We start from the raw sequence: 25,820 nt of genomic DNA, 5'->3' as shown, positions 1-25,820 counted from the left end.
CCGGGTCGCCCAGCAGCGCCCGCGCGATGGCGACCCGCTGGTTCTGCCCGCCGGACATCTGCCCTGGGCGCTGGTCCCAGACCCGCTCGGGCAGTCCCACCGCGCGGATCAACTGCCGCGCGCGCGGTACGCGCCGCGATATCGTCACGCCCCCACCCCGCCAGCAAGGACTGGCGCACGGTAAAGCGCGGGTCGAGCGAGCCGGCTGGGTCCTGCCAGATCATCTGCAGGCGGCGCGAGCGGCGCAGTGCCAGTCGCGCGCGCCGGCCGATGCGGCACAGATCCATGCCGCCGAGCAGGATCTGTCCGCCATCAGGCGCTACCAGGCCCATGATGGCTCTGGCGATCGTCGATTTTCCCGAGCCGGATTCGCCCACCAGGCCGACGATGCTGCCCGGCTCGATCGTGAACGACACGCCGTTCACGGCGCGCACGCGGGACGCGGCCTGCCACGGCAAGGTCTTGCGCGCGGGGAAGCTGACGTGGAGATCGCAGACCTCCAGACGGTTTTCAGTTCGCTGGTTCATCGTCTTGTCGCGCTTGCGGGCGCCGCGGAATCGCATCGATCAGGCTGCGGGTGTAGGGATGGGTGGGGTTGCCGATCACCGCGCGGGTCGGACCCGCCTCAACGGCTCTGCCCGCATGCATCACGATGACGCGATCGCACAGCTCCGCCACCGCGCTCAGGTCGTGCGAGATAAAGATCAGCGAGGCACCGCGCTGGCGCCGCAGCTCGCCCAGCAAGGACAGGATCTGCGCCTGGATCGACACGTCAAGCGCACTGGTCGGCTCATCGGCAATCAGCAGCTCCGGCTCACACGCCAGCGAGAGCGCGATCATCACGCGCTGTGCCATGCCGCCCGATAAGGTGTGGGGAAACTCGCGCAGTCGCGTCTCCGGTTCCGGAATACCGACGGCATCGAGCAGCGCCACGGCGCGCTCCACCGCGGCGGCCGTCCCGAGACGCTGCCGCCACCGCAGCGTCTCCACCAGCTGCGAGCCGATCGTGAAGACCGGATCCAGTGCGGCCTTCGGGTTCTGGAAGATGTAGGAAACAGGCGCGCGCAGCGCTGCGAGGGTATTGCGGTCGCCTGCAAGCAGCGAGTGACCCTGCAGGCGGATATCGCCAGACACACGCGCCGAGGGTGGCAGCAAGCCGGCAATGGCCTTGGCGGTGACGGATTTGCCGCTTCCGATTTCTCCCACGATGCCCACCGATTCACCACGTGCGACGTCGAAGTCGATGCCCTTCACGGCGCTGTCCTGCGGCTCCTTGCCCGTTCGGGGGAACGTCACGGCCAGATCTTTGACGCGCAACCAGATTGTCATGCGCCGCACTCCGCCCCAGCGAAAACTGGGCCGGCGTAGTCACGCCTGACGCCGAACCACGGCTTGCCCGTGTACCACGTGGGCCTGCCTGCATAACAAAGTTGATGCACCGAATTCAACATGTGCCGCTCCTGCCAGTCTCCTTTCCAGCGAAGTATTCACTTTATTCTTTTGGTATCCCATTTTCAACATCGGGATACTACTTAGTCAAAGCAAGGCCTCTGAAAGCTCATAGTCTTGTCTCGCGACATCGATTGGCCCAGCCGAATTGCGTTCCGCCTCCCACCGCCTGGGCAGCAGGACAAATCGTCCTTTGGCTTCGGGATTCCTGAATCGCACGCAGGGACCAAGGGTTATCAGACCCCTGGCCCTGCCCGGTGCTTCATGACAGGTTGCCCCGCAAGCGGCTCAAAGATAGCCCTTGCCATCCAAGTAGGCCATGCGCCACTTCACGATATTGACCCGCTCGAAAAGCCCTGCATTGGCAAAAGGGTCTTGAGCGATGAACTGTTCGGCCGCCTTACGAGTGTCGACATCGATGAGATAGACGCCGCCACCAGCGTTGCTGCCGTCTTCGTTCAGTTTTGCGCCACACGCGAGCAATTTGGCCTTGTGTTCATCCAGGAAGCGTAAATGCTCTGCGCGCAGTTGCTCGCGGATGTGTTGGTGAGCCGGTTTATCGAAGCTTTCAATGAAATACGGCACGGTTCCTACTCCTATCAAATAGCCTGAACTTGGCTTCGTATCTGCTATTGCGGGACCGGTTTGAAAAAATGATCCCGTCGTCAGCGGATTAAATTCCTAAAACACATTGCCTTTCACATCGCCAGCCATTGCCGCCGCACACAGAGCCGATGACTGCGTGAGGATGTGATCCGCGAAGAAATGCGCGGTAGCGATCTTGGCGTCGCGGAAAGCGGGATCCTCGGCGCGCTTGGCGTCGGCGGCCAGCATCGCGCGGCCGAACTGCCAGCCGGACAGCACAATGCCGCACAGCTTCAGGTAAGGCACGCTGCCGGCAAAGACGGCGTTCGGGTCGGACTTGGCATTGGCCACCACAAATTCGACGACGGCTTCCAGCGCGGCACGGCCCTTGGCCAGTTGCGCCTGCACCGCGGTGAACGCCGCACCGCCGTGCTTGCCCAGCGCAGCTTCAGTCTCGGCGATCTGGGCGCAGATCGCGCGCGCCACGGCGCCGCCGTCGCGCACGGTCTTGCGGCCGATCAGGTCGTTGGCCTGGATCGCGGTGGTGCCTTCGTAGATCGGCAGGATGCGGGCGTCGCGGTAGTGCTGCGCCGCGCCGGTCTCCTCGATAAAGCCCATGCCGCCATGCACCTGCACGCCCAGGCTGGTAACGTCGATCGACAGCTCGGTGCTCCAGCCCTTCACCACCGGCACCAGGAACTCATAAAAGGCCTGGTTCTGCTTGCGCACGGCCTCGTCGGGATGCTGGTGCGCCGCGTCGCTGGCGGCCGCGGCCACGTAGGCCACGGCGCGTGCGCCCTCGGTCAGCCCGCGCATGGTCATCAGCATGCGCTTGACGTCGGGGTGGTGGATGATGGTCACCGCGTCGCGCGCCGAGCCATCGACCGGGCGGCTCTGCACGCGTTCGCGCGCATAGGCCACCGCCTGCTGGTACGCGCGCTCGGACACCGCGATGCCCTGCATGCCGACCGAGAAGCGTGCCGAGTTCATCATGATGAACATGTATTCGAGGCCACGGTTCTCTTCGCCGACCAGCGTGCCGATGGCGCCGCCATGGTCACCGAACTGCAGCACGGCCGTGGGGCTGGCCTTGATGCCCAGCTTGTGCTCGATCGACACGCAATGCACGTCGTTGCGCGCACCGGTGCTGCCGTCGGCGTTGACCATGAACTTTGGCACGATGAACAGCGAGATGCCCTTGACGCCCTCCGGCGCATTGGGCGTGCGGGCCAGCACGAGATGGACGATATTCTTCGCCATGTCGTGTTCGCCGTACGTGATGAAGATCTTGGTGCCGAACACCTTGTAGGTGCCATCGCCCTGCGGCTCGGCGCGGGTGCGCACCGCGGCCAGGTCCGAACCGGCTTGCGGCTCGGTCAGGTTCATGGTCCCGGTCCACTCGCCCGAAATCAGCTTGGGCAGGAAGGTGGCCTTCTGCGCATCCGAGCCGGCCGTCAGCAGCGCCTCGATGGCACCATCGGTCAGCATCGGACAAAGCGCGAACGACAGGTTCGCCGAATGCAGCATCTCGTGGCAAGCGGTGGCGATCAGCTTGGCCAGGCCCTGGCCGCCAAACTCCTGCGGATGCAGCACGCCCTGCCAGCCGCCCTCGCCGAACTGGCGGAATGCTTCCTTGAAGCCGGGCGTGGTGGTGACCACACCATCCTTCCAGCGGCTCGGATCCAAGTCGCCGACGCGATTTAGTGGGGCCACCATTTGTTCGCTGAACCTGGCAGCCTCCTCCAGGACCGCGGACGCGGTTTCCCTTGAGGCCTCTTCAAACCCAGCCAGCTTGTTGAGATCGTCAAGGCCGGCGAGTGCGTCCATGACAAAGAGCATTTCGTTGAGAGGAGCACGGTACGTCATTGGTGAGCGTCCTTTAGATGAGCAAATCGGCAGCGAGTGCGAGCGAGTCAGGCCCTGATCGCGCCCCTGAACCAACGAGCACATCGCACATAGAGTACTGGCGCTCCCGACATCTTCATGGCAGCGGATGCGCAGGGCACTTCCGAATGGCTTCGTAGCGCATCGCGTAGTGCCACCCCAGGTCAGCCATCGGCCCGGCTTTGCGGCCGGTTTCAACGGCATCGGCGGCCGCCGCGTTGCCTTGCCGGGCACGCTCAGCGATCCCGAACATGATGGCCGCCAGGCGGAACAGGTTGTAGGCGATATAGAAATCCCAATGCTCGATGCCCGGGGTACCGTTGGCATCGAGATACCACTGCATATACGTGTCCTCGCCCGGGATGCCGAGGCCAGCGAGGTCTAGGCCGGCGACGCCGCGCCACAGCGACGACGGGATGTGCCAGCTCAGGCAGTGGTAGGCGAAGTCGACCAGTGGATGCCCCAGCGCAGACAACTCCCAGTCCAGCACCCCAATGACCTTCGGTTCGGTCGGGTGGAAGACCAGGTTGTCGAGGCGGAAGTCGCCGTGGACGAGGCGGGTCTCTTCGAGCGCCGGGATGTTTCGCGGTAGCCAGTTCATCAGGGCTTGCATGGCGGAGTGGTCCGCGGCGCCGGTTGCGCGGCACTGACGCGTCCACCCGGCAATCTGACGCGCCAGGTAATCCCCGCTCGGGCTGTAGTCGGCAAGTCCGGCCGCGTGGACATCGACGCGATGCAGCGCCGCGATCACGCGATTCATTTCCGCGTAGATCGCGCTGCGCTCCTCGCGCTGCATGCCTGGCAGCGACTGGTCCACCAGCACCCTGCCATCCAGGTACTCCATCAGGTAGAACGGGCTGCCAACTACGGACAGGTCTTCGCTATAGAGGTACACGCTGGGGACGGGCACGTCGCTGCCCTCCAGTGCGCGCATCACCCGATACTCCCGGTCGATGGCATGCGCATTGGCCTGGACCTGCCCGGCCGGCTTCATGCGCAGGACATAGCGCTGCCTGCCAGACGAGATCAGGAACGTCGGATTGGACTGGCCGCCGGTCAGGCGGGTGGCAGTGAGCAATGCCTGGTCAATCAGCCCGCGCGCATGCAGCAGCCTTGCCAGCGCATCCCAGTCGCGCTGATTCGTTTCGTTCATCGGTCTCTCCTTCTAGCTTGTGTGCGGGATCGCGTGCCGCCAGCCCGATGCCGCATCACAGCGTGCTGACGAGATGCCCGCCGTCGACGGGCAGCACGGCACCGGTGATGTAGGCGGAAGCCTCTGACGCCAGCAGCAGCAATGCGCCGTTCAGCTCGGAGGGCTGTCCCAGGCGCCGCTGGGGGATCCGCCGGATCATGGCTTGCCCGCCGTCGGTCTCGAAGAAATCGCGGTTGATGTCGGTGGCGAAATACCCCGGAGCCAGGGCGTTGACGCGGATGCCATGCCGAGCCCATTCCAGAGCGAGCGCCCGCGTCAGCTGGATCAGCCCGGCTTTCGCGGCGGTGTACGCGGCAACCTGTTGCGCGACCCGCAGCCCGAGAATGGAAGCGATATTGACAATGCTGCCGCGCCGGTCCGCATCACGCATCTGCTGGGCGGCGTACTGCGCGACGCGCCAGGCGCCGCTCAGGTTGGTATCGATCACCCGCGCCCAATCCTGCTCGGTCGTTTCCAGCGCGGGTCCGGTGGTGGCAATGCCGGCACTGTTGATGACAATCTCGACGGTGCCCAGCGCCTGCTCAGCCTCGAAGAATGCGCCAGAGACAGAATCGGCGTCGCACACATCCAGCGGCACCACGCATCCCTTGCCGCCCGCTGCGCGGATCTCCGCCAGCATGCGCTCGCCTTCTGCCAGCCGCCTGCCTGCGAGCGCCACTCGGCAGCCCGCGTTGGCCAGTGTCAGCGCGAAGTGGCGGCCAAGCCCGCCGAATGCGCCGGTCACAAGTGCCACTTTGCCGTCGAGATCCGAGAAGACAGGAGCGGGACGAGCGTCCGGTAGAGGGGCGGAATGAGGGGCGGAAGCCATATTTGCAGTCTCCTTCGACGCGGTTGTCGGAGCGGAGATCTTCCGTGACGTGGCATCGTCGGCCGCTTCCGATGGGCAGGCAAAGGTTAAGCCACCGCGGACGAAACGCCAGCCACCCGAACGGGGAGGCCACCAGCGCGCCGCGAGGCGTCGCGAGCGGTGGCACCCCCCCCGCGGGCCACCCTCGCAAGGCCTGGCAGCTCCCCTATCGGGGGGCTGGAAAGCCGTGCGTTGGCGCTTACGCTGCGAGGCATCCGGCGCCCCTGGCACGAGCATGCGCGACAAGATTCCCATGCTCGCGTGAGGGACCGCCGCCACAGCGATCAAGGAGTCTCTCCGTGTCACGGCCTACCCCTATTTCACGCACGCCATCCGCATACGCTTATCCGCTACTGATTAAGCAGCTCCTGCACGCGCCGCTGGCGATCAACCCGGAGCAGGAAATCGTTTACCGCACCCAGGTCCGGCACAGCTACTGGACCATGCGTCACCGCGTCGGCCAACTGGCCAGTGGCATGCAGTCACTGGGCATCGAGGCCGGCGATACAGTGGCGGTGATGGACTGGGACAGCCATCGCTACCTCGAAGCCTACTTCAGCATCCCCATGATGGGAGCGGTGCTGATGACGGTCAATGTGCGGCTCTCGCCCGAGCAGATCGCCTATACACTGAATCACGCGGGCGTCAAGCTGCTGATCGTCCATGCCGATTTCCTGCCCGTGCTTGAATCGATCCGCGCTCAGCTTGAAACCGTCGAGCACTTTGTCCTGATCGGGGAGGACGCCCTCGCGATCGAGAGCGCGCCGTTGCCCGACGGCTTCGCAGCCGAGTACGAAGCGCTGCTGGCCACATCGCCGCCTGACTACGCCTTTCCTGACTTCGACGAGAACGCGCGCGCGACGACCTTCTACACTACCGGCACCACCGGCTTGCCTAAAGGCGTGTACTTCAGCCATCGGCAGATCGTGCTCCATACGCTTGCGACCATGGCGGCGCTGACCGGCGCCCCCAGCCAGGGGCGCGTGCATCGGGACGATGTCTACATGCCGCTGACGCCAATGTTCCATGTGCACGCCTGGGGGATGCCCTACGTGGCAACTGCCCTCGGCATCAGGCAGGTCTATCCGGGGCGCTACGCTGCCGATCACCTCCTTCGGCTGATCCGGAGCGAGCGCGTCACGTTCTCCCACGGCGTCCCCACGCTGCTGCACATGATCCTGTCGCATCCGGAGTCGGCCGGGGTCGACCTGAGCGGCCTGAAGATCATCGTGGGCGGGTCAGCACTGCCGCGCGGCCTGGCCCAGGCCGCCATCGACCGCGGCATCGACGTATTCACCGGCTACGGCATGTCGGAGACCTGTCCCATCCTCACGCTGGCGCAGGTCAAGACGACGCTGCTTGGCGATGCCGCCACCGAGCTTGATGTGCGTACCAAAACTGGCTTGCCCATTCCCCTGGTAGACCTGCGCATCGTCGATGACGACATGCGCGACATCGCGCACGACGGCAAGGCCAGCGGCGAAATCGTGGTCCGTGCGCCGTGGCTCACGCAAGGCTATCTTGGCGACGCCGCGGCGTCTGAGCACCTGTGGGCCGGTGGCTACCTCCATACCAACGACATCGGCTCGATCGACAGCGATGGCTACCTGCAGGTCACGGACCGCATCAAGGATGTCATCAAGAGCGGCGGCGAGTGGGTGTCGTCGCTGGAGCTCGAAGACCTGATCTCGCGCCATGCCGCCGTCAGCGAGGTGGCCGTGATCGGCATCAAGGATGCGCGCTGGGGTGAACGCCCCCTGCCGCTGATCGTGCTCCGGCCTGGACAGTCGGCCGAAGCCGCCGACATCCAGGAGCATCTGCGCGACTTCGTCCGCCGCGGCGCGATCTCAAAGTACGCGGTGCCGGAACGGGTGCTGTTTGTCGACGCGATCGAGAAGACCAGTGTCGGCAAGATCAACAAGCGCCTGCTGCGCGAGCAGTACCAGGCCGCCTAAAGAAAATCTGCTTCAGGAGACAAGCCATGCAAGATTCCACCCATACCGAGCGCATCCGGCGCCATCCCAGGTTCCGCGAACTGGTCCGCCGTCGTTCCCGCCTGTCGCGCGGGCTGCTCGTCCTGGTCCTGGCGCCCTATCTTGCCCTGATGATTGCCGTTGCGATGCAGCCGCAGCGCCTCGCTCAGCCGCTTCATGCCGGCACCTGGCTCAATTTTGGCATCGTCCTTGCTGTCGGGATCGTGGTGCTGGGGTGGCTCTGCACGTGGTTCTATGTGCACCGGGCGAACGGCACGCTTGAGACGATGGTGCGGCAGATTGTGTCGGAGGCCGCCCAATGAATCTCCAGGCCATTGCAATGTTCCTGCTCTTTGTCGCACTGACACTGGGCATCACGTACTGGGCCTCGTTGCGGACCCGGACCGCCAACGACTTCTTTACCGCCGGCGGCGGCATCACCGGCATGCAGAACGGCCTGGCCGTGGCTGGCGACTATATGTCGGCCGCCACCCTGCTCGGCGTGGTCAGCCTGGTCTATGCGCGCGGCTTCGACGGGCTCCTGTATATCGTCGGGTTCTTTATCGGCTGGCCGGTCATGCTGTTCCTGATGGCCGAACGGCTGCGCAATCTCGGCAAGTTCACCTTCGTGGACATCATCTCGGACCGGCTCGATCCGGTCAGCACGCGCTGCATCGCAGCGGCCAGCAGCCTGGTGGTCGTGATGCTCTACCTGATCGTGCAGATGGTGGGCGCCGGCGAACTGGTGCAGCTGCTGTTCGGCATCGACTATGCCTATGCCGTGGTCGGGGTCGGTGCGTTGATGATGATCTATGTGACCGTGGGCGGCATGCTCGCCACCACCTGGGTCCAGATCATCAAGGCGGTGCTGCTGCTGTTCGGTGGCTCGCTGCTGATGCTGCTGTCCCTGGCGCACTTCGGCTTCAGCTTCGAAACCCTGGCCGCCCGGGCAGTCGCGGTACACCGCAGCGGCCCGGCCCTGCTCGCGCCCGGCACGCTGTTCGCCGATCCGGTCTCGGCGTTCTCGCTGTGCGTGGCCACCGTCCTCGGCCTGTCGGGACTGCCGCATATCCTTATGCGCTTCTTTACGGTGCCGAATGCGTGCGAGGCACGCAAGAGCGTGCTGGTGGCCAGCACCTGCATTGGCTATATGTTCCTCGCCATGTTCGCCATCGGCCTCGCGGCGATCGTGATTGTCGGCACCGATGCCCGTTTCTTTGAAGCCGGCCAGGTCGGCGGGAAACTGCTCGGCGGCGGCAACATGGTCGCCATGCACCTTGCCAGCGCGACCGGCGGCAACCTCTTTCTGGGGTTCTTGGCGGCCGTCGCCTTTGCCACAATCCTCGCCGTGGTCTCGGGATTGACGCTGGCAGGCGCGTCCGCGATCTCGCACGACATCTACGCCAATGTGCTGCGCCGCGGCACCGCGACCGAGGCGGCGGAGATCGCCGTGACCAAGCGGGCCACGCTGGTCATCGGCGTGGTCGCGGTGCTGCTCGGCATCGGCTTCAGGGGGCAGAACCTCGCGTTCCTGGTCGCGCTTGCCTTCAATGTGGCGGCCTCCGCGAATTTCCCGGTGCTGGTGCTCTCGATGTACTGGCGGGGCCTGACCAGCCGCGGCGCGGTATGGGGCGTGGCGGCGGGCCTGGTGTCCTCGGTCGCGCTGGTGATCCTTTCGCCTGCCGTCTGGAAGAACGTGCTGGGGCATCCCGAGGCAGTCTTTCCGTACGATCACCCGGCGCTGTTCACGGTCCCGTTTGCGTTCCTGGTCACGTATCTGTGCTCTCGCTTCGACAAGAGCTCGAGGGCGCAGGCCGAGCGCCAGGCTTTCGATGCGCGCCTGGTGCGCGCACAGACTGGCCATGGGGCATCGGCAGCATCGAGCCACTAACGGCCAGCGCACGGTTATGCGCGGGCCAGGCCTACGCCACGGCATCCGACAACGCGGCATACAACGCCGCGTTGTCCCAGTAGGCGCGCATGAATGCGATCCTGGCATCTTGGTCCACGCGGGCGATGAAGACGTGTGGCAGCGAGAAGGAGCGTCCTTGGTTCGCGATCCCCAACACATCCTTGGCCTGCGTTCCGGTAATGGTGACTTCGGCAATGACGGTGCGCTGGTCGTCGGCGGCATAGATCGCGGTGACGGAATTACCCAGATCCGGGAAGCCATCGATCAGCGCGCTCCAGATCGTTATCCCGGTTTCGCCGGCCGGCCCCTCCAGCATCATGGGGACATAGTCGATCCGCGCCCCTGCGGAAAACAGTGCCAGCATGCCGTTCAGGTCATGCTCACGATAACGCGCGAAAAACGCCTGGACGGTCTCGGTCTGGCTCATCATGGATCTCCTGGGAAATTGGTCATGGCGAGGGCTCGCCAGCACCGCCCGCGGTGAGTCGCGGCGCGCGTGCCTGCCCTCCCGTCCATCATCTCCCTTCGCCAATCCCTGTCAATGCCCCTCCCCGAACGGGGGGCTGTGAACGTGTGGCTGTCCCAGCCTCGGTAGCCGGGACGATATGACCGTTGCCTCGCTCGCGCAGCTAGCGCAGGCGCTCAAAGGCAAGCGCGATCTCTTCAATCGCAGCGCGTATCCGGGCGCTGTGGCGCAGATCCTTGTGGGTCACCAGCCACACCTCGTATGGCGCGTCGCGGCTGCGTTCCGGCCATAGCCGGATCAGGCCGTCGCCCTCGCCCATGTAGACGGGGATCTCGCCGAGGCCCAGTCCCGCCCTGATGGCGGTGCGCAGCATCAGGCTGGAGTTGACTGCCGCCACGATGCGCCCGCCCGAGATTGGCTCTCCCACCAGCATTGGTTCCCGTGAGGCCAGCACGTAAGGCTGATACACCACCAGGTCGTGGCCAGCGAAGGCCGTCCCCGCCTGGGGTTCTCCGTGTGCCCTCAGATAGCCAGGCGACGCATACAGGCCCATCGGCCACTGCGCCAGGCGCCGCGCGATCAGGTCGGGATTGTCGGGCCTGGCCGTGCGGATCGCGATATCGGCTTCCCGCCTGGCCAGGTTCAGCATCTGGGTCGACGCATGAATCTGCACCGCGACGGCCGGATACTTGGCGTGCAGCCCCACAAGGGCAGGCATCAGGAAATCCATGGCCAGAGAATCTGTCGTGGTAATCCTCACCTCCCCCGCAAGGCGATCGTCGAGGCCTTGCGTCAGCCTTTGAAAGTCATTAGCCGACTGCTCCATGCGTTGCGCCGCGTCGAGCACGCTCTCGCCCGCCATGGTCAGCACATAGCCGCCGGACGTGCGCAGGAATAGGGTAGCCCCGACCACGCTTTCCAGTGCCGCAAGACGTCGGCCGACGGTGGCCTGGTCCACGTCCAGCACACGCGCCGCCGCGCGCAGCGTCCCTTCCCGATACAACGCGAGAAATACCCGCGCGTCGTCCCAGTTCATATTGCCCTCAATATATCTTCTATACGCCCTATAAAAGCCCGATGCGATTCTGCATGGCAGGCATGAAAACCTGCATCACATCATCAAACTGCTGCTGCCTATACTCCCTCAACCGCGACGGCAATCCCCATGACGAACGTCCTCGCCGGCATTAAAAAGCTAATCAGGAAAATCCATGCATTCGCCTTCGCATCATCTCCCCGATACCATGACGGCCATCGAAATCACGCATCCCGGCGGCCCGGAAGTACTGGTTCCCACGCGACGTCCGGTGCCCACGCCTGGCCCGGGCGAACTGCTGATCCGCCACCTGGCGGCGGGCATCAATGGCCCCGACGTGTTTCAGCGCAAAGGCCTGTACGATCCCCCTCCCGGCGCCTCCGATATCCCGGGCCTCGAGGTTGCTGGAGAGGTGGCAGCAATTGGCCCAGGCGTCACCAGATTCAAGGTCGGCGACCTCGTCTGCGCCCTGATTCCGGGGGGTGGGTACGCCGAGTATAGTGTCGCCAACGAGCACAATACGTTGCACCTGCCCGAGGGCTTGGAGCTGGTGGAAGCCGCCGCGATGCCCGAGACGTTCATGACCGTCTGGCTGAACCTGTTCCAGCGGGGCAAATTCACCAGGGGCGACACCGTCCTGATCCATGGCGGCGCCTCCGGGATCGGTACCACGGCCACCATGCTCAGCAAGGCTTTTGGGGCGGCCAAGATCATCACCACCGTTGCCTCGGACGTGCAACGCGACGCCAGCCTGGCCCTCGGCGCTGATTACGCGGTCAATTACCTGGAAGAGGATTTTGTCGAAGCCGTCATGCGCGTCACCGATGGCAAGGGTGTCGATGTCGTTGTCGATATCATCGCCGGCGATTATGTCCCCCGGAATTACGCCGCTGCGGCCATTAACGGGCGCATCGTGCAGATTGGCGTGATCAAGGGCGTTGCCAAGGAAGTCGACCTGTTCCCGATGTTGACCAAGCGCCTCACCCATATCGGCTCGACCTTGCGCTCGCGCACGCCTGAGGAAAAGGCCGAGATCATCCGCGAGCTCGAGGCGCAGGTCTGGCCGCTGATGGCATCGGGGGCGATCAAGCCGGTGATCTACCAGATCTTTGCGCTGGAGCAGGCGCGAGCAGCCCATGAGCTGATGGACTCCGGCACCCACATCGGCAAGATCATGCTGAAAATGGGCCAGTAACTGCAACACCAAGGCGGCCCGGGCCGGGCACTGACGATGCCATCCGTGCCCGGCCTGCGACACCGAGGCAGGCCCGCGCCACGCCCGCGCTGGGGTGGATGGCAGAACAAGGTGGTCACGGCCGCGACCGCTGCAAGCAGAATCAGTGCTCCGCCGATCCAGTACGTTGCCGTCATCAGTCCGAGCCGCTGCGTCAGGATGCCGGCAATGATTGCCGGGACACTCAGCGCCAGATAGCCAATCACGAAGGATGCGGCCATCAGGGCCGATCGTTCCTCGGGCGCCGCCAGCGGCGCTACCGCACGCAGGGCACTCACCCGCAAGACCCGCCCCAAACCCAAATCCGGCGATGGTCTTGCTGGCGAAGAAGATGCCGACGCCCCGCAGTCCGGCCCCTAGCAAGGTCACGCCGAGGCCAGTCATCAGGCACAACGCCCCCGCCATCATCGACTGCCGTGCCGTCCGGGAACGTCCGGCCAGCACCGCGGCCGCCGCGCTGATGCTCAGCACGAAGACCAGCAAGGCGCCCGTCAACGGTGCCTGCGAGCCCGTGACGCTAGGGGCGAGCGTTAGCCCGAGGGAGAGATAGAAGCCGTTCATCGACCAGACTGCGACTTTGATCGACGAGGACAAGATGAGCGCCATCCTAGCCTGAGCCGGGACACGAATGGTTAGCCGCAACGACTCCAGCGCGCCGGCACAGCGCGGTATGGTCTCCGGCAAGCGCAGCACCAGGCCGCCTGCAGCAGCGTGATCCCAAGCGGCACGGCGTATGCCGAACGTAGCGGGAACGGCAGATACTGCATGAGAATGCCACTGAGCAGCGCGCCCGGCGGTGGCAACGCCCTAGATGATGCGCGCCAGCATTAGGGTAGCGACACTGTTGGCAACAAGGAACAGCAGGATCGCCACGGCCTGCAGCGCCATCGCAGCGAGAATGACCGGACGCCGGTCGAGATAGAACAGTGCGTCGGTGGTCAGCAAGGCAGCCAGCAGGCTCAGCGCGTAGACGCCGAAGATAACCGTCAGCAAAATGACGAAGAACCCCCATTGCTCGCGGTAGAGTGCATAGATCGGGGTCGGCACACTCGCTGCCGCCATGAACGTAACCAGGATCGGGCCCTGTAGGGTGAATGCGCGCCCTGAGCCCATGCGGCCGGCAGAACGCAGGTATGGCTGGGAAGGACATGAGAGGGAATGATTGTTCGCGATCGGGCTTCGCGCCCGCAGCTAAGTCCGCGTCGCGCTTCGTTCCGTGACCCTGGGCAGGTCCCGGCCGAGACCGCTGCGGACAGCCTGGATGCGGGAATTCACTTTCAGCTTCTCAAAGATATTCTTCAGGTGCCACTTCACCGTTTCCGGGGCGACGCGGATGGCCCGGGCGATTTCCTTGTTGGACAGCCCTCTGGCCACGTAGTCCAGGATTTCCACCTCGCGGGCGCTCAGCCTGCTGGCAGCCAGTGGCTCCGCCAGGTATTCCTCGGAGGCACCGCGCACGACATCCGCCGCGCTGGCCGGCGCATCCAAGCCGGCGCATAGCCCGTCCACATACCAAGGCTCGACCTCGGCCGGCAGCGCCTCCTGCTGTCGCAGGTCGTCAAGGATGTCCCGGGCCACCGGCCCGGCGTCGAGAAACACGCGCTGCAGGCCGTTCTTCTGGCCATACTCAACCGCAGCCTGCATCGCCTGCACGGCCTGCGCGCGCTGTCCGGCACTTTGTAGCGCGACAGCAAGCGCTACAGAGACCTGGGTGCCAAGATACTGCATGCCCGCGGCACGCAGTTCTGCATGCACGCCCTGCAGAATTGGCACGGCTTCCGCAGGCCGGCCACGTGCGACCAGCAGACGGCAATGCGCCACCTGGAAGCGCTGCCAGGTTTCTAGATAGCTGCCCTGCAAGGTAGCTGGCAGCTGCCCTGCCAGCGCTTCCAGCTCGTGGCCAATCCGCGTGGCGCGGCCCAGGTCGCCGGAGCGGATACTGATCCGGATCGCCTCGGCCTTGCACGCGACCTCCATGCGCAGCCATTGGCGGCTCCTGGCAACGGCTTCCGCGTCTTCCACGATCCGGTAGGCTTCGTCTTGCTTTCCAGCCAGCAGCCGCAGCCGCGCCAGCGTCACGCAGAAACCAACCAGGGGACCCAGCGAGCAGGACTGCAGCGCCATCTCGAGCCGCCCTTCCAGCAGATCCGCAACCCGATCCAGATCATTCCATTCATAGTGGATGGCAGCCAGGTATCCGACCGGGAGTACCGATGCGGCAGACTGCGGGCCGGCGCGCTCGCTGGATTCGCGCAGCACGTCCTCCAGGGTCTGGACTGCCTCGCCCAGCCGGCCTTCCACGAACAGGCTGAGCCCGACCATGCTCTGCCGGTACACCGTTGCATAGATGGGCGAGTCCCCGCCGATGCCGAAGGTAAGCGTGCGCCGCAGGCGCTCGACCTCGTCGAAGCCGGACGCATAGCTGAGCCCGAAAATCAGCGTCGTCAGCCCGATGCCCTCCGCCCAGGAGCCGGCTGCAGGGCCAAGCTCAAGGACCTTGCGACCCAACTCCAGCGAGCGTTGGCTCTCATCCGACAGGCCCGCGATCAGCGCCTTGACCGCCTGCAACTCGACGCGCACGGCCTCGATCAGGGGCAGCCGCCCGGTTCCGATGTCATCCTCGACCGCCTGCCATGTCGCTTTCGCGGCAACGGTCTGCATCGTCAGCGCGAGCGCCCAGGCATGCGCCAAGCGCAAGCGCAGCCGGCCGTGCACCGCCTCGGCGGGCAGTTTCGCGACCCAGCTCAGGACCGTACGGACATCGCTGGCCTCCACCAGATTCATTGCGCATTGCTCAACCCAGCCGGCGGCGCGATCGACATCGCCGGCTGCCAGGGCGTGCCTGACGGCTTCCGCCCAGAGCGATTGCGCCGCAAACCATTCACTGGCCCGGCGATGCAGCCCGGCAACTTCGTGCGGTCTCTCCCGCACCAGTCGCTTTCTCAGGTATTCGGCAAACAGCGCGTGATAGCGGTACCACTGGCCTTCGGCGTCCAGCGGCCTGACGAACATATTTCGTGCCATCAGCCACTCGAAACTGGCATGCGCCACGGTCGAGCCGGCCACCGCATCGCACAAGGGCACCGACATCCTGTCCAGCACCGCGGTCTGAAGGAGAAAAGCCTGCAGCGGCTCGGGGACGTGAACAAACACGTTCTCGTTCAGATACGCTTCAATGCTGCGCCTGGCAAACGGCAAGCGCTCGGCGAAAGCGTCGGCCTGCTCGTTCGCGCTCAATGCAAATGACGCCAGCTGCAAGCCGGCCACCCAGCCTTCCGTCGCCTGCAGCAGTGCCTCGGTCTGCACAGAGCTCAGGGCACGGCCGGAAACGGCCGAGAAAAACGCCTGCGTTTCCGCGCTGTCAAAGCGCAGCGCTTCCGCGTCCAGCTTCAGCAATTGGCCCCTGGCCTCGAAGTAGCTCAGCGGAAACGCCGGCTCGCTGCGCCCCGCGACGAGCAGATGCAGGTTCTCCGGCGCATAGCGCAGCAGCCGGAACACCGCCTCATGGATGGCAGGCGATACCAGTCGATCGAAATCATCCAGCACCAGCACCATCGGGCGGGGCAGCGCCGAGACCGCATTGAGCAGCTCGCCAAACATCGCGTCTGCAGGCGCCAGCGGATCCGGCTCCAGGCGGCACGGGATCGGCTCGCCGGCCTCCCTGCAAGCGTCCCTTGCCGCAGCGAGCAGGTAGGCACCGAACTGAAAGAGATCGTCGTCGTCGCGGTCGATGCTCAGCCAGCCAACGGCGCAGCCTTCCTGCGCCATGACCTTCGTCCATTCACTCAACAACGACGTCTTGCCAAAGCCGGCCGGGGCTACCAGCACCGTAAGCTTACGCTCCATGCCGGGGCGCAATTGCCCGATGGCACGCTCACGATGGATATAGTGGCGTGTTCGCGGCGGCGCCAGCTTTGTAAGGATCAAGGCTGGCCGCCATTGGGGCAGCTGCGCCGCAGCAACGGGCGCTGTCGGAGTCATCCGGGAGGCTTCTTGACTACGCGGGGACACACTAGACGATCACATCCCATTCGTCCGCCTGCTCCCGGCGCACCATCTCGGCGGCGGACTCAGGCTTGATGGTTCGATAGCGATGCGACGCGGCGGTGATGACATCGATCATGGCATCAATCATTTCCTGCGGGTCGTGCTGGTTATTCAGCGGACGCTTCACGCGTGGTCGCATTGCTTGCTTTCCGTCTTCCCACCATTGGTCCATGCTTTCCATGCCGGTATCGTTGAACCCCGTGCGGTAGGCACCGGGATTCACCGTTGCGACCTGGATCCCGTAAGGCTTCAGCTCCTCGCGCATCGATGCGCACAGCGCCTCGACCGCATGCTTAGATGCCGCATACGCCGCCACCCAGGGAACCTTGACGAGACCGGCGACGGAGGACGTCCACACGATCTTGCCGCTGCCGCGCTCGATCATCTGCCTGGCAAACCCCTGCGCCAACTCGAGCGCCGCGAACACATTGGTCTCGAAGACCCGCCGCACAAGCGCGATGGGAATCTCCGCCACCGGCCCCGCTTCCATGATGCCGGCATTGTTGAACAGCACATCGATCTCATGTTGGAACGCGCGCTGCCGGTCGATCGCATCCAAGACATCGAGCTTGATTACCGTCAGCCGGACGCCCTCAAGCTCGGCCGCATTGCGTAGCTCCGTCACCTGCGGCCAGATCTGCGCCCCGGCAATAACGTTATGACCGCCGCGCGCGAGCCCCAGCGCCACACCTTTGCCAAAGCCGCTCCCGGCGCCGGTTACCAATACGGTCTTCCCCATCGCTACGCTCCTGAAGTCGCAGACCAGCCGGGAGGCGGTTAGCCGTTACTGCTTCAGCGCTGCCAGCAGCAGGTCAGCCACCGAGCGCTGTGTACTGCCCGGCAATCACGCCGGCATCTTCCACCGCAAACGACCACCACGGTTTCTGCGCCTTGGTGTACTCGGCGCTACGGCAAGCATTTCGGTCAGTGGCCGGCATAGCAAATAGCTACATCGAGCTTGACCTTGCTGGGTTTCAGAGTCGCACCCAGCCGGCTCATAAAGCTCCCCTTCGGCATCACTCCCAATCGACGGATCCTGCCATCCGCAAGCCATGAGGATTATTAGGCGCATAGCCGCCTTTCGGGTTCACAGAGTCGACGTGATCGCGCTGCCCGTCAGCCATCTTGACAAAGTGAACAGTCTCGCCCAACAAGAGGCCTGTAGCCCGATCCATATCGGGATACTTCTAAAGCCCCCCAGAACAAGAGGATCTTCTTGCCACTCATGCTTAGCTCTCCTTCACTAGGATCAGCCGACCAGATTCGGGTACGACTGTAATAGATGATCGTCGAAACGCAAGTCAAGCCACAAGGGCATGGGATACCGTCAGAGGGGGGGAAAGCGGGGGGGCCTCGACGATGCCATTTCGTCGATGGTGCCGAGCATCGTTTGTGCTGTGCCGAAAGCTCGGGGACTAAAGCAGAACGCCAGCTTCGGCATTGCGCCTCCATCGCTGAAGACCTGGACTGGACCCTGACTGGCCCCCCCCACTTAGGGAGGCTCCTTGCAAACGCGGCAAAAATGCGCGGATCATTGCGTTGGTGAAGCTTGCTTCTTCAATCTGATGACGAATCTCGCCTTCCCAAAAGCACTGTGGCGGCGACCGATGGCGCGCCCAACGCCGTTCACGAGTCTGCCTTCGATTTCGCTTCAGCGATGCCGAAATTGCTGACGTAGTCACCTACATCCGCAGCGCCTGAGGAAACCGAGGCGCGCCGGTGGCGGGCAATCGCGTCACCCGACTGCACCGCGAACTACGGGCAGAGCCTGGCCCGGCAGGTGCGAGATGAATTCAACCAAGGAGCCTGCAATGCCGACAATCTCACGACGTTCGTTCGTCCAGTCCATCGGTGCTGCAACATTCGCGCCGGGTGTGTTGCTCGCCCAGGACGTGGCTGCGGCTGAAAGCTCCGCTCCACCCCACGACGCCGGAGCGAACTACGCCGATTACAAGCATATCCAGGTTACACAGACCTACGGCGTCGCCACCGTTACTTTGAACTACCCGCCGTTCAACCTACTTGATGAGGTACTGTCGGAGGAGTTCGACCGGCTGACCCGACAACTGGAACAGGATGCGAGCGTACGCGTCATCATCCTGCAGAGCGCCCTACCGAAGTTATTTATCGCGCACTCCGGCCCGCACCGTGTCGGCTCGGCGCCGAAGGCGACTTCAAATACACGCACCTTCCGCCTGACCCAGATGCTCGGGGAGCGCCTGCGTAACATGCCCAAGGCTGTGATCGCCAAGGTCGAAGGCATCGCCCGTGGCGGCGGCTGCGAGATCGCGCTGGCCGCGGACATGTGTTTCGCCGCGCTCGACAAGGCTGTGTTCGGCCAGCCGGAAGTCGTCTGCGGACTCGTTCCCGGCGGCGGCAACACACAGCGCCTGCCACGGCGCATGGGACGCGCACGCGCGCTCGAGGTGCTGTTGGTCGGCGAAGACTTCACGGCGGAACTGGCCGACCACTACGGCTATATCAATAGTGCGCTGCCGGCCGGGGAACTGGGGCCATTCGTGGACAAGCTAGCACGCCGCATTGCGACCTTTCCCCCCACCACGATCGCCCACATGAAAGCGGCCGTGGACATGGGATCGGACACCTCCTTCTCCGAAGGGTTGTTGGTGGAAGCGCGCGAGGCCGATCTTTGCGTAGCCAACGAGGCGATACAGGCGCGCGTGAAGGCGATACTCAAAGCCGGCGCCGAGACCTACGAAGGCGAACTGCACTTCCCTGAACTGTCCGCGAAGCTGCCGCCCGCCGAGTAAGCAATCGACCTGCCTCCGAACGAGGGTTACCCGCAAGTGGCGCGAAGGCGTTTAATACGAGCGGGAAGTAAGGGACACAGCAAGGCGCCGGAATGCATAGCCCATGCTGGTGATTGGGGGATTTCCCTCATTTTATGTAGAAGCCGATGGAACTGAGCTCTAAAACCCATTTTCCTTTAGAAGGAAGCCTATCATGACGTCCCAAACAGACAGCAAGCAGCCGACGCCTGACCCAGCCGAGCGCAAGGCGTTCTTTCCTTCGCCCTACTCGCTTTCGCAATTTACGTCGCCGAAGTCTAACCTCGCGGATGCCGACTATCCGGACGCTTATCAGGGAGGTCGCTGGAAAGTATTACTAGTCGCGGCAGATGAGCGCTATCTCCTGACTGGAGACGGTACCTTCTTTTCGACTGGTAACCATCCCGTCGAGACCCTCCTGCCGATGTATCACCTGGACCGCGCAGGCTTCGAGTTCGACATTGCCACCTTATCGGGCAATCCGACCAAATTTGAATGGTGGGCATTCCCTTCTGAAGACGCCGAGATAAAGGCTCTCTACGCGAAGTACGAGCAGAAATTCCAGCAGCCGCTTAAGCTTGCTGACGTGGTAAAGTCCTTGGAAAAGGATGCGAACTACATTGCCGTTTTCATCCCTGGAGGACATGGTGCCCTGATGGGGCTACCCTTCAGCGCGGACATGAAGGCGACCCTTCAGTGGGCTATGCAAAACGATCGGTACATCATCACGCTGTGTCACGGGCCTGCCGCCTTACTTTCCGCCAGCGTCGACGAACCCAACGGTGGAGATCTTTTTCGCGGCTACCGCATCTGCGCATTCCCAGATGCCATGGACAAGCAGACGCCGGACATTGGCTATATGCCCGGTCCATTGCGTTGGTTCTTCGGCGAGAAACTTGCGGCTATGGGAGTCGAGATCGTAAACACTAAAATTGATGGAAGCACGTTTCGGGACCGGAAACTTCTCACGGGAGACAGTCCCTTTGCAGGCAACAATCTTGGCAAGCTGGCTGCGCGCGCGTTACTGGACGAAGTGCAGAATGCAGATGTGCGCTAGTTCTCACACCATCAGAGATCGTGTCTGCTCGGGCGCTTTATTAGCACTGCCTGCATAGACATGGATTCGCCTCTTGCGGCGCGGGATGTCTCATACGTCCCGCACTGCAAGGCTTTCCGGTGGAACCTGAATTTGATTATTCAGTTCTGCAACTAAAATGGCAGCCCGCCTCGACGCCATTCTCGCTATCGAAAAAGCAAGCCGGCTGAACGCCTTTCCCGATGTATGGGCGACGATTTCCGGCGGCACGTCTGACATTGGCGTGCATGTATCCCAGACGCTGGAGCAGTTTCAGCTGCGCCTCCAACGCACATGCTGATCTCCGACGCGTTGGACGAGCCGCTCCGAGCCCGCCTTGACGATCTCTTCAGCAACCGAGCAGGACGCACAATTGAAGCATTGAAGCGGGAATCAAAACGGCCAAGGCCCCGCGAGGCGCCAAGCTTCCTCGAGCACATCCAGGCCATGAACGAGCTGGCCGAACCTACCGCCGCGGCCAAGAATTCGCTTGCTCCGCAAGCGCATTGGGCAAGCAAAAAGCTCATACGGTTGCTGGGCGCAGTTACAGTAAAGCGCAACGCATAGTGGCAGATTTTGTTAATAAATGGGCAGCCTTTGCCAATGCAAGGAGCTGGCCGTGAGAATACGATTTAATATCCAACAACACGAGAGACTTCGAGATGGCAATCAGCAGAGTGGGCATCGTGGGTGCCGGCACCATGGGCAATGGCATCGCCCAGGCCTGCGCGGTAGTCGGCCTGAACGTGGTGATGGTCGACATCAGCGACGCCGCCGTGCAGAAGGGCGTAGCCACCGTGGCGGGCAGCCTGGACCGGCTGATCAAGAAGGAAAAGCTGACCGAGGCGCAGAAGGCGGACGCACTGGCGCGCATCAAGGGCAGCACGTCGTATGACGACCTCAAGGCCACCGACATCGTGATCGAGGCCGCCACCGAGAACTACGACCTGAAGGTCAAGATCCTCAAGCAGATCGACGGCATCGTCGGCGAGAACGTGATTATCGCGTCCAACACCTCGTCGATCTCGATCACCAAGCTGGCCGCGTTGACCTCGCGCGCCGACCGCTTCATCGGCATGCACTTCTTTAACCCGGTGCCGGTGATGGCGCTGGTCGAACTGATCCGCGGCCTGCAGACCAGCGACGCCACCCACGCCGACGTGGAAGCGCTGGCCAGGGAACTGGGCAAGTACCCGATCACGGTCAAGAACAGCCCGGGCTTCGTCGTCAACCGCATCCTGTGCCCGATGATCAATGAAGCCTTCTGCGTGCTGGGCGAAGGCCTGGCCTCGCCGGAAGAGATCGACGAGGGCATGAAGCTGGGCTGCAACCATCCGATCGGCCCGCTGGCGCTGGCCGACATGATCGGCCTGGACACCATGCTGGCCGTGATGGAAGTGCTGTACACCGAATTCGCCGATCCGAAGTACCGTCCGGCGATGCTGATGCGCGAGATGGTGGCCGCCGGCTACCTCGGCCGCAAGACCGGCCGCGGTGTGTACGTCTACAGCAAGTAATCGTTACTTGCTCCCTCTACCGGAGATACAAAGCATGACGCGTGAAGTCGTAGTGGTGAGCGGTGTCCGTACCGCGATCGGAACCTTTGGCGGCAGCCTGAAGGATGTGGCGCCGGCAGAACTGGGCGCGCTGGTCGTGCGCGAGGCGCTGGCCCGTGCGCAGGTGTCCGGCGACGACGTTGGCCACGTGGTGTTCGGCAACGTGATCCAGACCGAGCCGCGTGACATGTACCTGGGCCGCGTCGCCGCGGTCAACGGTGGCGTTTCGGTCAACGCGCCCGCGCTGGCCGTGAACCGCCTGTGCGGCTCGGGCCTGCAGGCGATCGTCAGCGCCGCGCAGACCATCCTGCTGGGCGATGCCGACGTGGCCATCGGTGGCGGGGCCGAAAGCATGAGCCGCGCGCCGTACCTGGCGCCGGCGGCCCGCTGGGGCGCCCGCATGGGCGATGCCGGCCTGGTCGACATGATGCTGGGCGCGCTGCACGACCCGTTCCACCGCATCCACATGGGCGTTACGGCCGAGAATGTGGCCAAGGAATACGACATCTCGCGCACGCAGCAGGACGAGGCCGCGCTGGAATCGCACCGCCGCGCGTCCGCCGCGATCAAGGCCGGCTATTTCAAGGACCAGATCGTCCCGGTGGTGAGCAAGGGCCGCAAGGGCGATGTGACGTTCGACACTGACGAGCACGTGCGCCATGACGCCACCATCGACGACATGACCAAGCTCAAGCCGGTCTTCGTCAAGGAAAACGGCACCGTCACGGCCGGCAATGCCTCGGGCCTGAACGACGCCGCCGCCGCGGTGGTGATGATGGAGCGTGCCGAGGCCGAGCGCCGCGGCCTGAAGCCGCTGGCGCGCCTCGTGTCGTACGGCCATGCCGGCGTCGATCCCAAGACCATGGGCATCGGCCCGGTGCCGGCGACCAGGATCGCGCTGGAACGCGCCGGCCTGCAGGTATCCGACCTGGACGTGATCGAGGCCAACGAAGCCTTCGCCGCGCAGGCCTGCGCCGTGACCAAGGCACTCGGCCTGGATCCGGCCAAGGTCAACCCGAACGGCTCGGGCATCTCGCTGGGCCACCCGATTGGCGCCACCGGTGCGCTGATCACGGTGAAGGCGCTGTACGAACTGCAACGCGTGCAGGGCCGCTACGCGCTGGTGACGATGTGCATCGGCGGCGGGCAGGGCATTGCCGCCATCTTTGAGCGGATCTGAGGTCTTGCCTCGCCGAGCCTTACATGCTGGCATTGCCTCAGCCTACTATTTTCAGCAGCACATACTTAATGACGAGCCGATAACCACATCAGATTGCCACCATGCCAAGTCCAACCAAATCCTTCCGGGAGCGTTCAATTGCCTTTGTCAAACTCCAAAAAGAGGTTCGTGCAACAACTGAGCGAGTGCATGGCCATGCCATCAACAGCGTGAGCAACGGTGATGCAAACTATCTGGCGCACGTTTCGGCTCTGATCGACGCCCTAATCGACCGGTCCGACGCTCGTGGACGGGTCATATGTTTTGCGTCGGCAGCGGAGTTCGGATTGTCACTACGTCGCCAAGGGGAACGTTGCAGACAGGCTGCAATGCAGACCGGATCTGACTCCATCATGGTCCTTTACTGGGCAGCCGTTCGTCGTATGCATAAACATGACAGCAGCGTAGCCAAAATTTCTGAGATGAGCGAGCTGTTGTCAAGCAGCAGTCTGGCCAATACCGCCCCCGCCGTCAATGGGAAACGCGAAGCCGACGCAAAGTGGCTCCATTCTGAGCGCTGCAGCCTGTGCGAGAAACTCCATGGCGATTCGCGCTGTGCCAATGGTCACAACGCACTTCGCCCACTCTCCGGGAAACAGTTCCGCAGCGTTGGCGATGGCCTATTGAGGTTTACAAAAAACATGACAACGGATTCGGGGCTGGCGCGTTTTATCTCTAACGGGTTGATTGGAGATACGCGCCGTGTCGAAGAAGCCGTTAGACGATGCAACGAAGAAGCGCTTGCGAGCTGGTCGGATGCTGTTGGCTGGCAAGCGAGCAGCCGAGGTAGCATTGGCCGTAGGGGTAGCCCGACAAACGGTGTACACGTGGAAAGCTCTGCTCGATGAAGGCGGAATTGATGCGCTACGGGCTGTGCCAGGTCGAGGCCGCCCAGCCAAGCTCGAGCCGGAGCAATTGGCCGAGTTGCGCGGGGTGTTGCTGCAAAGCCCGACTGCGCATGGCTTTGGCACCGAGCTATGGACACTCAAGCGCGTCGGTTCGCTCATCAAGCGCACGTATGGCGTCGAGTTCAGCCAAACGCAAATCTGGCGCATTCTTGGGGCGTTGGGTTTCAGCGCGCAAAAGCCAGATCGTCGCGCGATCGAGCGAGACGAAGACGCGGTGCGCCACTGGAAGCGCCACACCTGGCCCGCGCTTAAAAAAAAGCCCAGCGCGAAGGCCGATTGATTGTCTTTATCGACGAGACTGGCATCAGCGAGCGGCCCACGCGTGTGCGCACCTGGGCGCCGAAGGGGCAAACACCTATTATCCAGTTTCATTTCAACTGGAACCATGTGTCGGCCATCGCCGGCCTCAGTCGCACCAACTACCTGTTTCGGCTGTACGAAGGCAGCGTGAAGAAAGAACAGGTGGTCGAGTTTCTTAAGGCGCTCAAAGCGCATCTGAAGCAGCCGTTGCTGATCATCTGGGATGGGGCCAGGTCCCATCACGCCGCAATGGTCCGCGAATACCTGGATTCTCTCGAGGGACATATTCATATGACCTTCCTGCCACCGTACTGCCCCGAGCTCAACCCAGTTGAGTACCTCTGGGCATGGCTCAAGCGTCATGCGATTGCGAACTTCTGCCCCGACAACCTCAATGAGTTGCATACCGTCGCCCGCAACAAGCTCAAAAGCGCTCAACACCGGCCTTCGATCATCGCCGCGTGCTGGGTTCAGGCAACGTTGTGGTGATGTCATGATTTACGGAAAGATCAATAATTTCTGAGGCACAGGTATATCAATGCAGTGAGTGCGAGGCGATCTGGACACAATACAGGCATCGATCGGACCCATTCGCGATGTGGTCCATTAAAAATAGACAGTAGTGCTGGAAAGGCTGGTAAGCATGCCATCTACGGCTGCCGCGCCTATCGGCGCAAACATGGCGCGCCGCAAACCTCTCTTTTGGCCGCGCAGACACCAACGGCTCCCGCAGATGACGCCATCGAATTCTACGGAGGCATCATGCGGGTCAACAGCGCTTTCGTTCTCTCTACGGCAATAGAATCCCATTCACTCTGACTCTACCGCCCCCAAGACTGGGTCAATCGAAATCAGGTAAAACAACCAACAGAATGAGCGCCCTCACCTGTCGGATGTGAGACGCAAGATAGAGACCTTCTTTCGAAGAATGCGCTGCTTGACCTGAATCGCCGACGCAGCGGATAGACTGTACCCGATTCTCGCGTGCTCAGCGCCTCCGCAATGCCAGCAACGCGAAAGGCGTCGGTAAGACTTCGGCACGGCACGCTGCGCCAAAGCAGTTACCAGCGCCGGTCACGTTCACCGTACAGCCGGCATGCCGACGGTCCTAACCGATCCCAGTACGGCGAACACGCGGCAGCCTCGCGTCCATTGATAGCAAGGGCGGTCACTGGCTTGAGCCCGCCCTTTCCCACCGCTTCAGCGTGCGCTCATTTCCGGTACCTCGCGGCTGGCGGCGCCGACGAACAGCTGGCGCGGACGGCCGATCTTGTATTCCGGATCGGTGATCATCTCTTCCCACTGCGAGATCCAGCCCGGGGTGCGG

Annotated in this window: 21 protein-coding genes and 1 pseudogene; 11 read left to right on the top strand and 11 right to left on the bottom strand. The window is 63.2% G+C overall.

Annotated elements, in window-relative coordinates:
• Window positions 1-31 precede the first annotated feature (31 nt).
• The 6 genes and pseudogenes from ACIP1U_RS27405 to ACIP1U_RS27380 form a co-directional block, all read right to left on the bottom strand.
• A pseudogene (locus ACIP1U_RS27405) lies at window positions 32-527 on the bottom strand (ATP-binding cassette domain-containing protein); the annotation flags it as partial.
• The gene (locus tag ACIP1U_RS27400; RefSeq protein ID WP_400321943.1) at window positions 511-1,329 is read right to left on the bottom strand and encodes an ABC transporter ATP-binding protein; all 819 of its coding nucleotides are present in this window, start codon (window positions 1,327-1,329) and stop codon (window positions 511-513) included. The pseudogene ACIP1U_RS27405 and the gene ACIP1U_RS27400, both read right to left, overlap by 17 nt.
• A gap of 408 nt (window positions 1,330-1,737) precedes the next feature.
• Window positions 1,738-2,034, bottom strand: coding sequence for a YciI family protein (locus tag ACIP1U_RS27395; protein WP_400321941.1), 297 nt, complete (start codon window positions 2,032-2,034; stop codon window positions 1,738-1,740).
• Between the two features lie 96 nt (window positions 2,035-2,130).
• Window positions 2,131-3,900: an acyl-CoA dehydrogenase gene (locus tag ACIP1U_RS27390; RefSeq protein WP_400321939.1), complete on the bottom strand. Its 1,770-nt coding sequence runs from the start codon at window positions 3,898-3,900 to the stop codon at window positions 2,131-2,133.
• Between the two features lie 115 nt (window positions 3,901-4,015).
• Window positions 4,016-5,071, bottom strand: coding sequence for a phosphotransferase (locus ACIP1U_RS27385; RefSeq protein WP_400321937.1), 1,056 nt, complete (start codon window positions 5,069-5,071; stop codon window positions 4,016-4,018).
• A gap of 55 nt (window positions 5,072-5,126) precedes the next feature.
• Window positions 5,127-5,939 (bottom strand): SDR family NAD(P)-dependent oxidoreductase, encoded by an 813-nt coding sequence (locus ACIP1U_RS27380; protein ID WP_400321934.1) that lies wholly within the window; start codon window positions 5,937-5,939, stop codon window positions 5,127-5,129.
• A gap of 338 nt (window positions 5,940-6,277) precedes the next feature.
• On the opposite strand from ACIP1U_RS27380, the gene ACIP1U_RS27375 reads away from it, so the two are divergent.
• The 3 genes from ACIP1U_RS27375 to actP are packed head-to-tail and all read left to right on the top strand — an operon-like array spanning window position 6,278 to window position 9,842.
• Window positions 6,278-7,933 carry a fatty acid--CoA ligase gene (locus tag ACIP1U_RS27375; protein WP_400321932.1) on the top strand — a complete coding sequence of 552 codons (1,656 nt, stop codon included), beginning with the start codon at window positions 6,278-6,280 and terminating at the stop codon, window positions 7,931-7,933.
• Between the two features lie 26 nt (window positions 7,934-7,959).
• Window positions 7,960-8,274 carry a DUF485 domain-containing protein gene (locus tag ACIP1U_RS27370; RefSeq protein WP_400321930.1) on the top strand — a complete coding sequence of 105 codons (315 nt, stop codon included), beginning with the start codon at window positions 7,960-7,962 and terminating at the stop codon, window positions 8,272-8,274.
• Entirely contained in the window at window positions 8,271-9,842 is a 1,572-nt protein-coding gene (gene actP, locus ACIP1U_RS27365; protein WP_400321928.1) for a cation/acetate symporter ActP, read from the top strand. Before ACIP1U_RS27370 ends, actP begins: the two co-directional genes overlap by 4 nt.
• A 31-nt stretch (window positions 9,843-9,873) precedes the next feature.
• Here the strand turns inward: actP and ACIP1U_RS27360 are convergent, their stop codons facing one another.
• Both ACIP1U_RS27360 and ACIP1U_RS27355 read right to left on the bottom strand, forming a co-directional pair.
• Window positions 9,874-10,290 (bottom strand): nuclear transport factor 2 family protein, encoded by a 417-nt coding sequence (locus ACIP1U_RS27360; RefSeq protein ID WP_400321926.1) that lies wholly within the window; start codon window positions 10,288-10,290, stop codon window positions 9,874-9,876.
• Between the two features lie 202 nt (window positions 10,291-10,492).
• Complete coding sequence (locus tag ACIP1U_RS27355) at window positions 10,493-11,365, bottom strand: LysR family transcriptional regulator (RefSeq protein WP_400321924.1); 873 nt, start codon at window positions 11,363-11,365, stop codon at window positions 10,493-10,495.
• A gap of 175 nt (window positions 11,366-11,540) precedes the next feature.
• Between ACIP1U_RS27355 and ACIP1U_RS27350 the strand changes: the two genes are divergently transcribed.
• Entirely contained in the window at window positions 11,541-12,560 is a 1,020-nt protein-coding gene (locus ACIP1U_RS27350) for an NAD(P)H-quinone oxidoreductase (RefSeq protein WP_400321922.1), read from the top strand.
• An 846-nt stretch (window positions 12,561-13,406) separates the two neighbouring features.
• Here ACIP1U_RS27350 and ACIP1U_RS27345 read toward each other — a convergent pair.
• From ACIP1U_RS27345 to ACIP1U_RS27335, 3 genes are all read right to left on the bottom strand, one after another.
• On the bottom strand, window positions 13,407-13,661 hold the full coding sequence (locus tag ACIP1U_RS27345) for a hypothetical protein (protein ID WP_400321919.1): 255 nt from the start codon (window positions 13,659-13,661) through the stop codon (window positions 13,407-13,409).
• A gap of 129 nt (window positions 13,662-13,790) precedes the next feature.
• Window positions 13,791-16,526, bottom strand: coding sequence for a LuxR C-terminal-related transcriptional regulator (locus ACIP1U_RS27340; protein ID WP_400321917.1), 2,736 nt, complete (start codon window positions 16,524-16,526; stop codon window positions 13,791-13,793).
• A gap of 85 nt (window positions 16,527-16,611) precedes the next feature.
• Window positions 16,612-17,385, bottom strand: a complete 774-nt coding sequence (locus ACIP1U_RS27335; protein WP_400321916.1) for an SDR family oxidoreductase — start codon at window positions 17,383-17,385, stop codon at window positions 16,612-16,614.
• A 1,072-nt stretch (window positions 17,386-18,457) separates the two neighbouring features.
• On the opposite strand from ACIP1U_RS27335, the gene ACIP1U_RS27330 reads away from it, so the two are divergent.
• The 7 genes from ACIP1U_RS27330 to ACIP1U_RS27300 all read left to right on the top strand — a co-directional run bounded on the left by ACIP1U_RS27330 (window position 18,458) and on the right by ACIP1U_RS27300 (window position 24,982).
• The gene (locus ACIP1U_RS27330; RefSeq protein WP_400321915.1) at window positions 18,458-19,417 is read left to right on the top strand and encodes an enoyl-CoA hydratase/isomerase family protein; all 960 of its coding nucleotides are present in this window, start codon (window positions 18,458-18,460) and stop codon (window positions 19,415-19,417) included.
• A gap of 193 nt (window positions 19,418-19,610) precedes the next feature.
• Entirely contained in the window at window positions 19,611-20,492 is an 882-nt protein-coding gene (gene hchA, locus ACIP1U_RS27325) for a glyoxalase III HchA (protein ID WP_400321914.1), read from the top strand.
• Window positions 20,493-20,649: 157 nt separating this feature from the next.
• Entirely contained in the window at window positions 20,650-20,811 is a 162-nt protein-coding gene (locus ACIP1U_RS27320; RefSeq protein ID WP_400321913.1) for a hypothetical protein, read from the top strand.
• Complete coding sequence (locus ACIP1U_RS27315) at window positions 20,805-21,077, top strand: hypothetical protein (protein ID WP_400321911.1); 273 nt, start codon at window positions 20,805-20,807, stop codon at window positions 21,075-21,077. Before ACIP1U_RS27320 ends, ACIP1U_RS27315 begins: the two co-directional genes overlap by 7 nt.
• A 95-nt stretch (window positions 21,078-21,172) precedes the next feature.
• The gene (locus ACIP1U_RS27310; protein WP_400321909.1) at window positions 21,173-22,027 is read left to right on the top strand and encodes a 3-hydroxybutyryl-CoA dehydrogenase; all 855 of its coding nucleotides are present in this window, start codon (window positions 21,173-21,175) and stop codon (window positions 22,025-22,027) included.
• A gap of 34 nt (window positions 22,028-22,061) precedes the next feature.
• Window positions 22,062-23,246, top strand: coding sequence for a beta-ketothiolase BktB (bktB, locus tag ACIP1U_RS27305; protein ID WP_400321907.1), 1,185 nt, complete (start codon window positions 22,062-22,064; stop codon window positions 23,244-23,246).
• 741 nt (window positions 23,247-23,987) lie between these two features.
• Window positions 23,988-24,982 (top strand): IS630 family transposase gene (locus ACIP1U_RS27300; RefSeq protein ID WP_400321905.1). Its coding sequence is split into 2 segments (ribosomal slippage): window positions 23,988-24,453 and window positions 24,453-24,982, totalling 996 coding nucleotides; the frame shifts between segments, so codons are not numbered across the junction.
• Window positions 24,983-25,820: the final 838 nt, after the last annotated feature.

Origin of the sequence: Cupriavidus sp. NPDC089707, from assembly GCF_044748965.1 — a bacterium.
In the GTDB taxonomy this organism is placed as follows: Bacteria; Pseudomonadota; Gammaproteobacteria; order Burkholderiales; family Burkholderiaceae; genus Cupriavidus.
Note: the sequence above shows the minus strand (reverse complement) of the source record. Positions and strands in the feature narration are given on the sequence as shown.